The organism is Paenibacillus sp. 19GGS1-52 (assembly GCF_022369515.1).
Taxonomy (GTDB): Bacteria; Bacillota; Bacilli; order Paenibacillales; family Paenibacillaceae; genus Paenibacillus_AQ.
Genome location: NZ_CP059724.1, coordinates 811,795 through 827,734 on the forward strand (window position 1 = coordinate 811,795; position 15,940 = coordinate 827,734).

Sequence of the window (15,940 nt, forward strand, 5' to 3'; positions counted from 1 at the left end):
TTCAAAGGTGAATAGAGCAACTTCCAACCGATGTAATGGAAGGTTGCCTATCGAAATAGAGGGAAATGGTCCCTCTAATTGCACTGTAATCAGGCTATTTTAGAGATTAGAGGGAAATGGTCCCTCTAAATTTATTCATTTGGGCTTAATAATGTGATTTGGCAGGAATTAGAGGGTGTTTTTCCCGCTAACTCCTTAAAAGTGAAGGTTATGGCGAGATTAGAGGGAGGAATTCCCTTTATCTCAAAAGTTCAAGCTCAGTTATCGAGGATTATGAATAGGGTTAGGCGAAAAAGGTAGAACAAATTATAAGCGCTGTCGGGTAACCGGATCAGCCGTTGGGAGAGTGACTTAGAATGAGTAAGCTTACGCAAGCAGAACAGGATTCCTTGATGGAAGCACAACAGACCCACACCGCAGAAGCGGGCAATCCGAATACAGCTAAGAAGAAGCTGAGTTCGATCTTCCCCTCTTACGCTAGATATGATCTTAGTTTGGTCAAAGGCAAAGGCAGCTGGGTATGGGATGACAAGGGCAATAAATATCTCGATTTTACCTGCGGATTGGCTGTAACCAGTCTAGGTCACGCTCCGGAAAAAGTGGGTGCGAAGCTGAAGGAGCAGATTGATACGCTATGGCATGTATCGAATCTATTTCACATCCCCGGACAGGATAAGGTTGCGGAACTGCTCACAGACAACAGCTGTGCTGATCAAGTATTCTTCTGCAACAGCGGAGCAGAGGCGAATGAGGCGGCAATTAAGCTGGCGCGCCGCTACCATCAGAAGGTGAAGGGCGCTGACCGTTATGAGGTCATTACGTTCGAACAATCCTTTCACGGCCGGACACTGGCTACACTGACGGCGACTGGACAGGCCAAAGTCAAGGAAGGTTTTTTGCCGCTTCCAGCAGGTTTCAAGACTGTGCCTCTCTATGATCTTCCAGCACTGGAAGCAGCCATTGGAGAGCATACAGCAGCAATTATGATCGAGATGATCTTGGCTGAAGGCGGCGTGCTTGTGGTGGAACCGGAATTTCTGCACGCTGTAGCTCAGCTGTGTAAGGATCATGGACTGCTGCTGATCGTAGATGAAGTGCAGACAGGCATGGGCCGTACAGGCAAGCTGTTCGCACATCAGCATTATGATCTGGAGCCGGATATCTTCACACTGGCTAAAGGGGTAGCCAGCGGCTTTCCGGCTGGTGTAATGTTGGGCAAGGGATATCTGCGCGAAGCCTTCTCGCCAGGCAGCCACGCGACCACCTTCGGCGGAACGCCGCTGGCGGCAGCGGTAATGGCGGCGACAATCGAGACGATGCTTGAAGATAAGCTGCCGCAGCGCGCGGCTGAAATGGGCGAATACCTGACCGGACTGCTGAAAGAGAAGCTGGCAGATTGTTCTTTTGTTATAGATATTCGTGGCAAAGGTCTACTGATCGGGATTGAATGCCAGACACCGGTAAGTGATATCGTGCTGGCAGGACAAAAACGGGGCTTGCTGTTCGTAAACGCAGGACCTAATGTTCTTCGTTTACTTCCTAATTTATATGTTAGCAAAGAGGAGATCGACCAAGCGGTGGACATCCTTTCGGAACTCATTCATACTTATGCTAAACAAGCAAACGGGGAGGCAAGTTCATGAGCCAGGGCGTACAGAGCGATCTGCAAAAGATTGCAAAGCAGCTGAAAGGCCGCGATTTACTGGAGCTGAACGACTACAGCACGGAAGAAATCACTTATTTGATTGAGCTGGCGATCGAACTGAAGCGTAAGCAGAAGAACGGTGAGGAATACCAGCCGCTGAAGGGGAAGACGATCGGACTTATTTTTGAGAAATCCTCCACACGTACACGTGTTTCATTCGAAGTTGGAATGTATCAACTCGGCGGACATGCGCTGTTCTTAAGCAGCAATGACATTCAACTCGGACGTGGGGAGACGATTGGTGATACAGCACAAGTAATGTCCCGTTATCTCGATGGAATCATGATCCGCACCTTCGGTCATGATAAAGTAGAGGAGCTTGCGCGTTTTTCCTCTGTTCCTGTAATCAATGGCCTTAGTGACCAAGCACATCCGTGCCAGGTACTGGCCGATTACCAGACAATCTATGAGCATAAGGGACAGCTTAAGGGCCTAAAGCTAGCATATATCGGGGACGGCAACAATATGGCGCATTCCCTCTTAATCGGCGGTGCCAAGTTGGGTGTGCATGTATCGATAGCTGGTCCGGAAGGTTATGAACCGGATGCTGCTGTTGTAGCAGAAGCTCGTGAGATCGCTAAGGAGACTGGTGCACTAATCGTGATCACCCGTAGTCCGCAGGAAGCGGTGCTGGATGCCGACATCATCTACACAGATGTATGGGCGAGCATGGGTTTTGAAGCAGAGCAGTTGGCGCGCGAAGCGGCGTTTAAGGATTATCAGGTCAATGAGGAGCTTGTAAAAGGCGCGAAGAGCGATTACCTGTTCCTGCATTGCCTGCCGGCCCACCGTGAGGAAGAAGTCAGCACAGGCATCATTGACGGTCCGAACTCGGTTATTTTTGATCAAGCTGAGAACCGCCTGCATGCCCAGAAAGCACTGATGGCCGCGTTGATGGGCTAAGGTGATCTGTACACCCAGTACAGCACAGTAACAGTGACAGTGACAGTATCTGCACCACCTTAAAGTGGCATTACTGGCTGTTAGCCAGGATTAGAGGGAATTTCTACCCTTATTCGAGCTGAAATAAGGCTGCAATCAAGAATAGAGGGAATTTCTCCCTCTAAATTTGCCCATTTGGCCTTCAATAAAAGATTTCTCCACAATTAGAGGGAGTTTTTCCCCCTAAAGCCTCAAAAGTAACGATTTTGACGAAAATAGAGGGAGAAATTCCCTCTAATTCACAAAGTACAGTCGTACTTTTTCGAAAACACTGCCGTTTCATCGAATACATTCGAATTTAGATGTGCTCCGGATATTCCGCGAATTACGCTAAGCTTTAAAATATTAGAACCTGACATACGAAAGGAAGTTGCTGATTCATGGCTAAAGAGAAAATTGTACTCGCCTATTCTGGAGGGTTGGATACGTCGGTCATTCTGAAATGGCTGAAAGAAACTTATGATGCGGAGATTATTGCCTTCACAGCCGATATCGGCCAGAAGGAAGAGCTGGACGGCTTGGAGGAAAAAGCGCTCGCTACCGGCGCGTCGAAGGTATATATCGACGACCTGCGCGATGAGTTCGCGAATGACTTCATCTACCCGATGTTCCAAGCGGGCGCACAGTATGAAGGTCAGTATCTGCTCGGCACTAGTATCGCGCGTCCGTTGATCGCCAAACGTATGGTTGAAATCGCCATCGCCGAAGGTGCAACAGCTATCGCGCATGGCGCGACTGGCAAAGGCAACGACCAAGTGCGTTTTGAGCTTGGCGCCGCGGCACTTGCTCCGAATATCAAGGTGATCGCACCTTGGCGTCTTGAGGAATTCCGCAATCAATTCCCAGGCCGTGCAGAAATGATCGCCTACGCGGAAGCGAACGGCATTCCGGTACAAGCCTCAGCGGCGAAGCCGTATTCGATGGACCGCAATCTGTTACATATCAGCTACGAGAGCGGCGTGCTGGAAGATCCTTGGTTTGATCCAAGCGCTCCGGAGAACAAAGAAATGTTCCTGCTGAGTAATGCCCCTGAGGATGCTCCGGATCAATCCGAATATTTGGAGCTGGATTTCCTGAAGGGCGATTGTGTAGCGCTGAATGGTATAGCTTTAACTCCGCTACAGGTGATGGAGAAATTGAATGAGCTGGGCGGCAAGCATGGTATTGGCCGGGTCGATATGGTGGAGAACCGTTTTGTCGGTATGAAGAGCCGCGGCGTGTATGAAACTCCGGGTGGAACGATCCTGTTCACAGCTCATCGCAAAATGGAGTCCATTACGATGGACCGTGAGGTAATGAACCTGCGCGACAGCTTGATTACCCGTTACAGTACCTTAGTGTATAATGGCTTCTGGTTCGCGCCTGAGCGTCTTGCACTGCAAGCTCTTGTAACAGAGAGCCAGAACAACGTAACCGGCACCGTGCGCCTAAAGCTGTACAAAGGCAACATCATTGGCGCTGGTGTAAAGAGTCCAGTCAGCCTGTATAACCCGGATATCGCCACCATGGAAGCTGATCCGACACAAGCCTATGACCAAGGCGATGCTACAGGCTTTATTCGCTTGAATGCACTGCGTCTTAAGGTTTCGGCAGGAGTTGCGGAGTCGGCAAAGTAGAACGAATATGAAGTTTCGACTGAACTAACCATACATTTAAACAGATACACTAGAGAAGGCCGTTCCTCCCGTCAGGATAGGAGCGGCCCTCTGGCGTCATAAGAGGAGGAAGCAACGGGTGAGCAAGCTGTGGGGTGGACGTTTTACGAAAGGCACGAACAAGCTGGTGGAGGAGTATACGGCTTCCATCGGATTTGATAAGGCTTTGGCCGAAGAAGATGTGCAGGGCAGTCTGGCACATGTCACGATGCTGGGCAAATGCGGCATCCTGCCGCAGGATGATGTGGAGATTATTAAGGATGGGCTGAATAAGGTGCTGGGCAAAGTACGCGCGGGCGAGGTTCTGTTCTCTGTAGCGGATGAAGACATTCATATGAATATCGAGAAACAGCTCATCGAAGAAATCGGCCCAGTCGGTGGCAAGCTGCACACAGGACGCAGTCGCAATGATCAGGTGGCGACCGATATGCATCTGTATTTGCGTAACCGAGTGGTAGAGCTGGTTGCTTTGTTGCATGAGCTGCAGGAAGCCTTAATCGAACAGGCCAAAGATAACGTGGAGACGATCATTCCGGGCTACACACATCTACAGCGTGCCCAGCCTATCCTGTTCGCCCATCACTTGTTAGCATATGTATCAATGTTCCGCCGCGACGCGGAGCGCCTGACGGACAGCTACAAGCGTATTAACGTACTGCCACTGGGGGCTGGAGCCCTTGCCGGAACAACGTTCCCGATCGACCGCCATTATGTGGCTGAGCTATTGGGCTTCGACAGTGTCTATGAGAACAGCCTGGATGCTGTCAGCGACCGCGACTTTATTGTCGAGTTTCTGGCGAATGCAGCGCTTGTAATGACTCATCTGTCCAGGTTCAGCGAAGAGCTGGTACTGTGGAGCAGCACGGAATTCAGCTTCGTTGAGCTGGATGATGCCTTCTGCACAGGCAGCAGCATTATGCCGCAGAAGAAGAATCCGGATGTGCCGGAGCTGGTTCGGGGCAAGACAGGACGTGTCTACGGCAACCTGATCGGTCTGTTGACCGTGCTGAAATCACTACCGCTGGCCTATAACAAGGATATGCAGGAAGACAAGGAAGGTATGTTCGATACGGTGGCGACGCTGACAGGCGCACTGCAGCTGTTTGCACCGATGATTACCACTATGAAGGTGAACAAGCTTCGCATGCGTGAGGCGGTCAATACGGACTTCTCCAACGCAACCGACATCGCCGACTTCTTGGTGGGCAAAGGCTTGCCTTTCCGTCAAGCACATGAAGTCATCGGTAAAACTGTGCTGTACTGCATCAACGAAGGGAAATTTCTGCTGGACTTGAAGCTTGAGGAGTTTAAGCAGTTCTCGCCGTTATTCGACGATAACATCTATGCTGTACTGCAGCCAGAAGCAGTAGTGAATGCACGTAACGTCTACGGCGGTACAGCTACTGTTCAAGTGAAAGCTGCAATTGAACGAGCCGAGGCAGCGCTGCGTGAGGCTAATGAATGGGTAGTGAAGCACGGGGATAAACTTCTGTAAGTGAAGTTGCTATAAAAGAAAACTGATAAAGAGAGCCTTAAATAGAAAGACTGTTTTTCCACCGCATCTTGGAGATGAGAGGGAAGACAGTCTTTTTTTTATGGATTCCTTCAGGAAGTTGTGTGAGTAAAGCCATTAAAGTGGCGAAGCATTTGCATGAAATCATTCAGCTCGGCATCGCTCCAAGTGGCAATCCGTTCGAAAAAGACAGAACCTTTCTCCTCAAGAGCTCTAATAATTTTTTGCTGTCCTGTCTCGGTCAAGGAAATCACTATGCCTCGACGATCCTCAGGGGCCACCTCTTTTTTCACATATCCCAAGGTTTCCAGCTGTTTGATAAGCCGGCTGATCGAACTGCGATCCATAGCGGTGGATTCCGCTAAAGTCGCAGCGCTTGTTGGTCCATAAGCGTAGAGCCAACGAACGATATGGAATGCAGCAGGCTGTAGGGAAGAATCAAACCGCGCTGAGGTTGTAACATTCAGTGCATGTGAAGCGCTGAGAAGTGCATTAAGCTGCTCACCTAGCGCTCTCTCCAACAGCTCTCTCCGGTTACTTTGGATGTCTTCATATTCCATCTTCATTCACCTTTCCGTGACTAAAATAAACCCTTTGAATATAGTTGACATATATCCATTAAACTATTATTGTTGACATATATCAATTATATACTTAAATCTCTATTAAAAATAGTATCACATAAAGGAGAATGATTATGAGTAAAAAATCAACTGTGGTTATCACTGGGGCCACCAGTGGTCTAGGGCAGCTTGTTGCAATAGAATTGGCGAAACGTGGTTTTGATCTTGTATTGACAGCCAGAAGCAAGGAACGTGCGGAGGCAACCAGACAAATAATACAAGCCAACAGCTCTTCGGTTAAGATTGACTTTTTCTTCGGGGATTTATCGCTAATGAAGGATGTACAACGTGTGGGTAAACAAATCGCGGCTGCATATCCGAAGATCGACGTGCTTTTGAATAATGCAGGTATTCATGCCTTTGAGCCACGTACCACTTCCGAAGGATTTCCAGAAATGATCGCTGTGAATTATTTAGCGCCATGGCTATTGTCACATACTCTGAAGCCTTCTCTACAGAACGCAGACGGCGCAAGAGTAGTAAATGTGGCCTCTCAGGCTTCACGCAATCATGGAGTGTTGAAATTGCCTGATGATCTAACAGATACAACACCCTTTACAGCTCGGGGTTCATCACCCCTCTATGGCAAAACCAAATTGTTAAATATTATGTTCACTGCCGAATTGGCTCGGCAATGGGAAGGAACCAAGATTAGCATCAATGCACTAAATCCGGGATTTAATGTGACTGGACTTGGACGTGAGCTTAGGTTTGCCTCCGTCATCGAACGTATTTTGAAATTTCTGCGTCTTGGAGATCCTCGTAGAGGCACGGATATTATTACTAGATTAATCGTGGAACCGAAATATGGAAAAGTGACTGGCGGGTACTTTAACGTGGGAACCGGAAATTCAATTGAACCGGTATCACCAGGCGGGGATACTGCGATGCAGAACAAATTGTGGGAAGCCACAAAGAATGTACTAGAGCAAAAGGGTTTTCTTGAGCATCAAAGTGTGAGGGGAACAGAGTAAATACAATGGATAACATATCCTTATAATTCTCGAAGAAACGGATACCATCCATAAAGGACGATACCCGTTTTTTTCTTGCTATCTCTTTATTTACTCAGAGGCAGCCAGTTCAGCACATCGCGGATTTTAGTATCCCAGTAGCCCCATTCATGTGAACCAGGCCCTTCTTCGTAGGTCAGTGATAGTGATGTTTCTAGACAGGCTTCGCGGAAAATCTGGTTGTCTGCATACAGGAAATCCTCTGTGCCACAGCATTGATAAAGCGCTGGTTTAGGTCCCTTGGAGCGGTCCAGTTCTTGTAGCAGCCATAATAGATCATCGTGTGTTCCAGCAATATCCTCTTTGCCAAAAATCTGCTCGTACTCTTTCGTCTTAGCGGTAGGATCTTCCCAGTTCATGAAATGATGCGCCATATCAAGTGCCCCAGACAGACTTGCAGCCGCCGCAAAAACCTTCGGTTTACGCAATCCCAGCTTGATCGCCCCGTATCCACCCATCGACAGTCCGGCTACGAAGTTATCCTCACGTTTAGGTGACAACGGAAAGAACGAACGTGCCAATGCTGGCAGTTCTTCGCTAATGAAGGTCCAGTACTTCCCACCTTCTTCCATATCCGTGTAAAAGCTGCGGTGTACCTGCGGCATCACGACCGCAATCCCCATTTCCGCAACATAACGTTCAATCGAAGTCCGGCGCAGCCAGATCGAATCATCATCAGATAAGCCATGCAGCAAGTACAGTGTAGGGTGAAGCTTTCCCCTCGTAACGTTGCTCATTCCAATCTGTGTGGTCGTTTTTTGCGGCAAAATGACGGTCATCGAAGTGCTAAGCCCCAACACCTCTGAATAAAATTTGCATTCTACTAATGCCATTCCCATTCATCCCCTCTCAGCACAAATGATAGCATAATCGAAAAGCGAGTGACATTGGATAAATCTCTAGAAATATTGTGAGTAGGAGGATTGCTGGAGCTGGATACGAAAGAATATAATGGAAGCAGGACAAACCGAACGAAACGTGCAAACATGAAAGTGATTAAGGTGTGAGAGGCGGAAAAGCAGGATGAAAGCGGGCCCTAAGCAGGAGCAAGGATTTACACTTATTGAAGTATTAGCGTCTATCATCATTTTGTCGATAGTCTCTCTAGTACTTACGTCATATTTCATCAACGCCATGTCCTACTCCAAATCGAACCAGAACAAGACGATTATGGTTAATCTGGCGCGGAACGCGCTTTTTTATGTGGAGAAACAGGACTTTGTGAAGATGCAGGAATATTTCATAACAGACAAGCATCCGATAATAGAAGCAAACAATTGCCTGTCCGCTATTTCATGCACCAGTTATAACACCTTGTTCTCGAATACGACAGCTTTAGCTGCTATTTTGAATCCGACAGTTAATAAAGTTGAATACCATATTAATATTATATATCAGGCACAGCTGCATCAGGATATGCTGGATGGAAAGCTCAGTGAGAGTGATGAAGCTGCACCGGATAATCGCAAAATCGAAATGGCTCCTTTTCTGATTCCCGTCCAGGTAGAAGTGAGTGGAGATGGGGGCCCTAGAGGACAAGCTTACACAACGGTGGTGGAGGGATATATAATTGATGAGAAAATTCGCTGACCGCCTGAGGTCTGAGCGGGGATTCACCTTGATTGAGATGATCGCGGCGATGACGCTATTTTCGATGATTGTTGGGATCATCTCTATGGTGATGATGTTCGGTTTCCGCAGCTATCATAAAATAACGATTGAAAATTCGCTGCGCGATGAAGCAGACCTCATTATGTCCTCTGTTATTAGTGAATTGTATACCTTCGCTCCGCAAAAGGTGGTGAATACCGCCGGAGGTATTCAGTTAATCAAAGAAGATAGCGAGGGGATAGTCTCCACACGGACGCTTGCGTTCGTTGAAGAAAATACCGATGGCCAATTATTCACAAGGATGGAAATTGATAATGCACCCAGTGATCCCCGGACCACGATTGAATCCGATCTCAGTGGTTCTACGGTAACTTCGACAAGTTCTAGTGACAGAGCGTGTACAGTACAAACGTCTTGTGAGAGCGGACTAATTAACATTAATCTGATACTGACCCAACATTATGACGGTAGGCCTTATGAAATGGAGTTAGAGAGCAAATTCGGATTTTAGGAGGTTACCCTCAGTGTCCATACATAGATTCAAGAGGCGATTTAAGCAAGAACAGGGATCAGCACTAGTATTAGTCATGTTTATCGTCCTGCTGCTTACCATTCTCGGGATAAGTGTACTCAGCGCTGCGGTGGGCGGTGCACAGCGGACGGAGACCCGCAAGAACGATGTACAAAGCCTGCATCTGGCCGAGAAAACGTTAGATGAAGCAGTCGCTTATATTACCTCTAGTTTGAATAAAAAAGTCAGCAGTAGCGTGGATTTAAGTCAAGATGAGCTGGATCAAGCCATTAAGCTGTTCTTAAATACTCTGACAACAGATCTCACTGCCAGTACAGACCTGAACCATGCCAGTGGTAGAATCGTTGACGTAAAGACCAGCACTATAGGCTCGCTCGATAGCGGTCAGTCAGTCAGCTATGAGCTCACCATTAAATCGGAGGCGGAGGTGAACGGGGTCACTCGTAATCTGACGCAAAAGGTAATTATTGATACGTTTCCGGACTTCCTGAAATACACTTTAGGCTCGGAAAAGAATCTTACAATTAACGGATCTCCATTCATTACTGGGAATATCTATGCTGGAGATACGCTGACTGTAAATGACAAAGTTCCGTATAGGTTTAAGGGGAATCATACCATGATATCCAAATCCTTTGAACTGAAGGGTGAAGCACATGTCCAATCACTGGATAAGCTAATCTATCTGGAGAATGGATTGGACGAATTAAAGGCCTCTGAGATTACAGATACAACCCCCATGACGGGTAAAATCGACCAAAGTAAGGTGAAGATCAGAAGCCACCGTAAGTTTGTAGAGGTGAATGTAGAGGAATCCTTTATTGATAAAGTAGCGGAAGCTTTAGGAACGACGAGTGCGAATGCAGGTACTTACCGCAGTGCGATCCGCAGTGAAATCGCAAAAGGTACCTTGGCTGAATACCTGCGTACTTCGGGGCTGTTCGATTATATGAATCCACCGATTAAACCAGTGCTTGCGGGAGACACCCCGGAGCAACTAGCCACGTATAACCAACAGCTGATTGATTATCAGGCACAGGTGACCAGGCTAACAGCTCCGCAGAAATCAGTCGTCGTCAAAGGGAATCTAGCATTAGACGGTACGGATCTACCCGGAATTATTTATTCGGAGTCAGTTAAGAACAGCACTTCCCTGCCTCGTAAGTGGTTTGTTGTTGATGGTGATTTAATTATTGATAATTACGGACAAGCCAACCCGATTCAGGTACGCGCCAATATTCTCGTCACTGGGAAAGTTGAGATTCGGGGCAATGTGCAATTTGATTCCACCCTATTTGTGCTAAAAAAACCCGCCACTATTAATGGGGAGCGGGAGAATACAACCCTTGTTGAGGATGCGGAGATTACAGGGCTAAACGGTAAAGAACTGGTTCTGATGTCACAGGGACCTATTCTGATTAATCGCTTAGCTGCATTCAGCAATGACAAGCCGGCTCCGCTTGATGCGTTCTTTTATACAGATTCGGATGCAGAGTTGTATGGAGTGGGTTCGATCTTTTCTTTGAGCGGTGGTTTTTTTGCCAAAGGAAATCTTACGATAAATGCGGTCCGAGGTACGGCAACGGCAGGAGTAGACGATATTGTTATTGTAGGTAGTAACCTGATTCGGTTTCAGGCAGCATACAATGATCAGATTTTCAAAGACCAGAATGCTGGACTGCCACGGGTAAATACCGTTAATATCCACATTGAAGAGATGCAATTGGAGTAAGTATTCTCTAGATAAATAGAATAACAAAAAACGATAGGCTAGGAGATGTACTCCTGGACCTATCGTTTTTTTTGCTTCTTAGTACATATAACTAGTATCGGTCTTCGTTTGATACACTAACCTCACTAGTATCTCTAATTAAAGGATTGTCGGCGTATACAACGGTAACGATTGCTTTACCTTTTTTGAGACCTGTTATTTGGCCATTCGCAGATACCGATACAATAGCAGTGTTGCTGCTACTCCAGATCAGCTTGCTAGACACATCAGCAAGGGTCATGTTCACCGGAAAGAGTCTAAGATCCAGATTCAACAAATCTCTAGTCTCATCAACGCTAATCCCGATCGATTCTGGCAACGTTACATTGGTTAGTTTGGCACCTACCGCAATATCAGCATAAGCGACGATATTAACTGCGGGTGCAGGCCAGTTCGTGGAAACCTTTATCCTCACGGATTCTGCTGCGATATGATCTCCCTGTAGGGTGATCGAGGAAGTATCAGTGCCTTTAATAATGGTGGCAAAAGAGCTGCCTGTTCCCTCTAGGCTCCAGGTGTATGGTGTTGTATCCGCATTACTCGCAGGCTGTACAACAGACACCCTTAGTGGGATTTGTTCCCCTACATTAACGTATCGCTCACCCTCAATTCGAATCTCGCGAACTGGGTTTGTGATTGTTATTGTATGCTCGCGGGTGAGGGCGCCATTTGGATTTAGGTCCGTCTTGACCGTGACTACTATCGTTACTGAACCAGACTTAGTGGCCTGGAGCGTTGACTTGCTTCCAATAGCAGGCGTTTCATCTTTGGTTAAGATTGCTCCGGCGGTATTGGCACCTGGCTTGATGGACCAGTCATAACCCGTTATGGCCTCTTCTGCAGTCATATAAACGGCCTCAAACGGAACCCGTTCGCCTACAGTGGCCTGATCTGCACCAATAATCGTCAGGTTTGGAGAAATAACCTCTACAGTTGCTGAAGTCTTTATCCCACTGCCATCAGTAGCAGTAATCACAATAGTCGCAAGTCCCTCTTTAATTCCCTTAATGACACCAGTGGTGCTGACCGTGACGATCTCAGGCTGCTCGGAAACCCAGGTTAATTCTTTGTTATTCGCATCATCAGGTGTGACTATAGGGATCAGCTTCAATTCAGTGCCTACTCGAATTCGGGAGCTGTCCAACTGAAGTCCACTGACCTTGACAAGGGCTTCAAAAGAGATCGGTGTAAAGTAAATGGTCTTTCGTTCCCGTGCTACAGGAGTAGGAGAAGGCATTACTATTGGTGATGCTGGCACTGTCCCTGTGAAAGTGTTTAAAAATACCTTGTGTCCCCCGCCAGTCATTGACTTACCGATCATTTGTCCGTGGATATCACCCTGGAAGGTTATATTGGCTTTGGGAGCAATCACTGTTCCCAGAACATCGATACTCTTGATATCTATGGAAGTAGCTTCATAAAAGTTATAAATTACATGCCGTGAGTCTACACCGCCAATAAGCTTCAAGCCATTACTGAATGTAGGGTTAATGCCGCTAACATTAACAACAACGGATGAGCCTGCAGGAGCACTGACGATGAGATTATTAGATTTACTTAGGTCATTACCTGAAACACTGAATACATTGAGAGCACTATTAGTACCTGTAAGCTCAATAGTGCAGGTTGGATTATTGTAATAGTTGGCCACAGTATCTGCTGTCTTCGTTAATGTAGCCAACGAGGAGCTGCGGGCGAGCCAGTATTGGCTAGCGGCTGCAAAGTCAAGGGGAGTTCCCTGTTTCACCTTTGACTTCATATAATCAGGAACAACAGCAGTACCACCATAGACGGCCCCACCATAATTGATAGTCCCGCCACCTAAAGTTAAGTTGCCCCCGGCAATTATGATATTGGTTCCAGTTGCGCTACTGCCAAGCTGAGCGCCCACATCATAATAAGAGAGAGCAATATTTCTTGCTGCGGCCATGCGGCCTTCATTAGAAAATCCTGATGAGGCTAGATTAATATCTTCCAGCATGAATACCGTGTAATCACTACTCATTGTATAGTCTTCACCAGGAAGCAATGTTGTTGTTGCCGAATGGATATCCTCAAAGCTCAGTTTGGAGTTATCCAGCAAATACGATTTCTTATCGTTAGGAATGGCGGTCAGATTAAAGGAGATATTCTGACCACTATCCGGTACGTAGGATCTCACCCCATTGGTCTCTGACAAATGGTACGTTATATTTCCAAGACTTCTAGTCAGTGTATAACCTTCACTCAAAGTCCCACTTTTCGTAGTTCCCTCAGGCAGTGTACTGAATTCAAGATTCGCTGGGAATTTCTCCTCATATTGGATATTCGAGATAATCAAAGAAGCTATTCCCTGCTCTCCAGAATCTACAGCCAGATAAGGAACGGCATTGGGAGTGATCGAATAGGAAATCACTATCGGCTTGCCTCTTTCGACTGTGTCAGAAGATAACGTACAATTAATAGAGAGATTAGAATCTATCCGCTGAACTGTTACATTTACCGTTTGGGTTGAAATGGCGCCAGCAATGTCACGGGCTGTAATCTCAATCTGCAGGTTTCCACCGGCTGGAAGAGGATTATTGAAAGTCTGGGTAACCGTCTGCCCGGAGAGAATAGCCTTCTCATCCATTTTGAAACCGGGTATATCAACGTTATCCTTTTTGAATTTAATACTGGTAAATAAATTCTTATCCTTTAAATCCCAGTCATCAACCGTATAGCTTACGACCAGTTTATCCTGATAAGAAGGCTTTACACTGTTATCCAGTGGCGTATGAACGGTAATGTCAGGCGCATGGTTGGCACCAGTAAAAGCACGGTACATCGTGTTTACGAACAATCTTTGTTCCCAGACCGGAAATTTCACACCCGATTCAGCAGAGAAAAAGTGGCCTGAGCCCGAGTAGGTTACATTGCCTTTGGAGTAGGTGTAATAGTGATTCCAGCTGTCTTCCACATCCCGCTTATCAGTGCTGGTGGATTCACTCTCAATGTTGTACCAGGAAATAACCTCCGGATCGTTCAAATCCAGCGTGAAATACTGGTCATGCGTTGTAGCTACGGTATTTAGCGTAATGTTATTAGCGGTATCACCGGCATAAAGATTCTTAAGATCAAAAGGATATTGTGTTAATAAGCCGTCATTTACCGACTTAACCCGAGTGGACTTATTCGGGGCATTTAATCCCATATTAGTCTCAGGTTGAATCTGCCCAGTAATGGTCTGAAAGCGACTTACCCAAAGGCTGCTGTTCTGATAAACCGTATCATGCGTGAACATAACGCTCTGCTTAGTATCTTTAATGAAATTTGTAACTGCATCAGCAGATAATGTACTAATAGGTGATTTATCGTTATAGACGTCCCGAAATCCGAAGATGATCATATCATAGGTACCATTTAAGCCATATCGTGGTGTCTTAGTATCATTGGCAGCTACATAGGCATTGAATTGATCCATGGTTTTGGTAGTTATTACAAGCTGATAGTCATCTTTGTTCAGGAAGCTTTGATCCATGTTGCTGGCTTTGAGCAAGCTGCTTTCGTCTCCGGTGTTGGGCAAAACTTGTAGAATATTAACAATTGTCTTTTTGCCGCGGAAGCGAATAGTTCCGGTGCTAAAGTCTTTTAAATTGCTTTGGTTCAGAGAATCTGAGATTTCCAACTTCCAATAAAGCAATCCTGAATAGGTCTTGGGGAGTTTGTAAATAATCTCGCCCGTAGAGCTTTGACTTAGACTTGCTGTGGCCACCACCTGGTCCTCAGTCATCTTAATGGCTTTATCTACACCGATGTAGAGCTTTACCAGAATCGGACGATTCTGAAAGCTAGTGACGTTAGAGACATTAAACTTGAAGCTGAGATCATCACCAGGAACATAGATCTTATCTTTGTTCTCGCTATAATCAATAATGGCTTCTTTATTCGTAATTTGCAGACGCGGGCGTTGCTGTAATCCAGCTAAATAGGCGGAAGACCCATTATTAAGGTTCGTGATCAATGTTGTTAATTCGGCATCATTGACGAACAGTACATTGGACTTAGGAGAGAGAACTCGGTACTTATTAAAGGTGGCGTAGAGAATTCGGCTTGAGCTTTCTTTCGGAGCATCAAAAGCAGCTTTATTAAAAATGACATAAAGGCCTTTATCAATGAAGGAATCCGTAATTTCTTTGGCTTTTAGAACGGTTATATCATTCATTACATTTTTGGTGTTATGGGTTTTACCTTGTACACCGATATTAGTATAGACTCCTTTGCCTATGTATACTGCATCGTACTTTCCATCGAGATCATCCCGCAAGGCGACAAAATGCTTCATGCTCATGGTGTCGATAGTGACACTGGACATGCCTGACTTCAGTGTCGCTAAATCGGTTGCACCAGATTCAGTAATCTCTAAGATACGGATCTGATAAATGACATCTGTTGCATTCACATTCATGATGAAGTTTCTTAACGGGAGAAACAGTAATAGCAGTATAATCAGGGCTGGAAATAAGTACAGTTTTTTATTCTTGGAAAACTTCATTTCAATCTCTCCCCGAATGTTAGATGTTAATAGAAGAATTATATTATCAGAGACCTTATAAT

At 46.2% G+C, this 15,940-nt stretch carries 11 protein-coding genes; 8 read left to right on the plus strand and 3 right to left on the minus strand.

Annotated features, from left to right (window positions below):
- Nucleotides 1–356 precede the first annotated feature (356 nt).
- The 4 genes from H1230_RS03695 (at nt 357) to argH (ending at nt 5,797) form a co-directional block, all read left to right on the plus strand.
- Nucleotides 357–1,643 carry an aspartate aminotransferase family protein gene (locus H1230_RS03695; protein WP_239714286.1) on the plus strand — a complete coding sequence of 429 codons (1,287 nt, stop codon included), beginning with the start codon at nt 357–359 and terminating at the stop codon, nt 1,641–1,643.
- Nucleotides 1,640–2,608 carry an ornithine carbamoyltransferase gene (gene argF, locus H1230_RS03700; protein ID WP_239714287.1) on the plus strand — a complete coding sequence of 323 codons (969 nt, stop codon included), beginning with the start codon at nt 1,640–1,642 and terminating at the stop codon, nt 2,606–2,608. Before H1230_RS03695 ends, argF begins: the two co-directional genes overlap by 4 nt.
- A 419-nt stretch (nt 2,609–3,027) precedes the next feature.
- Complete coding sequence (locus H1230_RS03705; RefSeq protein ID WP_239714288.1) at nt 3,028–4,263, plus strand: argininosuccinate synthase; 1,236 nt, start codon at nt 3,028–3,030, stop codon at nt 4,261–4,263.
- Between the two features lie 118 nt (nt 4,264–4,381).
- A complete protein-coding gene (gene argH / locus H1230_RS03710) occupies nt 4,382–5,797 on the plus strand; it encodes an argininosuccinate lyase (RefSeq protein ID WP_239714289.1) in 1,416 nt (471 codons plus the stop codon).
- A gap of 110 nt (nt 5,798–5,907) precedes the next feature.
- On the opposite strand, the gene H1230_RS03715 is transcribed toward argH, so the two are convergent.
- On the minus strand, nt 5,908–6,375 hold the full coding sequence (locus H1230_RS03715; protein WP_239714290.1) for a MarR family winged helix-turn-helix transcriptional regulator: 468 nt from the start codon (nt 6,373–6,375) through the stop codon (nt 5,908–5,910).
- A 137-nt stretch (nt 6,376–6,512) separates the two neighbouring features.
- Here H1230_RS03715 and H1230_RS03720 point away from each other — a divergent pair, with 137 nt between their 5' ends.
- The gene (locus H1230_RS03720) at nt 6,513–7,412 is read left to right on the plus strand and encodes an SDR family NAD(P)-dependent oxidoreductase (protein WP_239714291.1); all 900 of its coding nucleotides are present in this window, start codon (nt 6,513–6,515) and stop codon (nt 7,410–7,412) included.
- Nucleotides 7,413–7,498: 86 nt separating this feature from the next.
- Here H1230_RS03720 and H1230_RS03725 read toward each other — a convergent pair whose 3' ends face one another.
- Nucleotides 7,499–8,284: an alpha/beta hydrolase gene (locus tag H1230_RS03725; RefSeq protein ID WP_239714292.1), complete on the minus strand. Its 786-nt coding sequence runs from the start codon at nt 8,282–8,284 to the stop codon at nt 7,499–7,501.
- A 190-nt stretch (nt 8,285–8,474) separates the two neighbouring features.
- Here H1230_RS03725 and H1230_RS03730 point away from each other — a divergent pair, with 190 nt between their 5' ends.
- The 3 genes from H1230_RS03730 to H1230_RS03740 are packed head-to-tail and all read left to right on the plus strand — an operon-like array spanning nt 8,475 to nt 11,326.
- Nucleotides 8,475–9,041: a type IV pilus modification PilV family protein gene (locus H1230_RS03730; protein ID WP_239714293.1), complete on the plus strand. Its 567-nt coding sequence runs from the start codon at nt 8,475–8,477 to the stop codon at nt 9,039–9,041.
- Nucleotides 9,025–9,573 carry a PulJ/GspJ family protein gene (locus tag H1230_RS03735; RefSeq protein ID WP_239717083.1) on the plus strand — a complete coding sequence of 183 codons (549 nt, stop codon included), beginning with the start codon at nt 9,025–9,027 and terminating at the stop codon, nt 9,571–9,573. The genes H1230_RS03730 and H1230_RS03735 overlap by 17 nt, the downstream gene beginning before the upstream one ends.
- A gap of 13 nt (nt 9,574–9,586) precedes the next feature.
- Entirely contained in the window at nt 9,587–11,326 is a 1,740-nt protein-coding gene (locus tag H1230_RS03740) for a hypothetical protein (RefSeq protein WP_239714294.1), read from the plus strand.
- 91 nt (nt 11,327–11,417) lie between these two features.
- Here the strand turns inward: H1230_RS03740 and H1230_RS03745 are convergent, their stop codons facing one another.
- Nucleotides 11,418–15,878, minus strand: coding sequence for a choice-of-anchor A family protein (locus H1230_RS03745; protein WP_239714295.1), 4,461 nt, complete (start codon nt 15,876–15,878; stop codon nt 11,418–11,420).
- Nucleotides 15,879–15,940: the final 62 nt, after the last annotated feature.

Excerpts from the sequence above, each read along its gene's own strand:
- H1230_RS03695 (WP_239714286.1), top strand. The coding sequence starts at position 357 with ATGAGTAAGCTTACGCAAGCAGAACAGGATTCCTTGATGGAAGCACAA.
- H1230_RS03745 (WP_239714295.1), bottom strand. The coding sequence starts at position 15,878 with ATGAAGTTTTCCAAGAATAAAAAACTGTACTTATTTCCAGCCCTGATT.
- H1230_RS03720 (WP_239714291.1), top strand. The coding sequence starts at position 6,513 with ATGAGTAAAAAATCAACTGTGGTTATCACTGGGGCCACCAGTGGTCTA.
- argF (WP_239714287.1), top strand. The coding sequence starts at position 1,640 with ATGAGCCAGGGCGTACAGAGCGATCTGCAAAAGATTGCAAAGCAGCTG.
- H1230_RS03715 (WP_239714290.1), bottom strand. The coding sequence starts at position 6,375 with ATGGAATATGAAGACATCCAAAGTAACCGGAGAGAGCTGTTGGAGAGA.
- H1230_RS03735 (WP_239717083.1), top strand. The coding sequence starts at position 9,025 with ATGAGAAAATTCGCTGACCGCCTGAGGTCTGAGCGGGGATTCACCTTG.
- H1230_RS03730 (WP_239714293.1), top strand. The coding sequence starts at position 8,475 with ATGAAAGCGGGCCCTAAGCAGGAGCAAGGATTTACACTTATTGAAGTA.
- H1230_RS03725 (WP_239714292.1), bottom strand. The coding sequence starts at position 8,284 with ATGGCATTAGTAGAATGCAAATTTTATTCAGAGGTGTTGGGGCTTAGC.
- H1230_RS03705 (WP_239714288.1), top strand. The coding sequence starts at position 3,028 with ATGGCTAAAGAGAAAATTGTACTCGCCTATTCTGGAGGGTTGGATACG.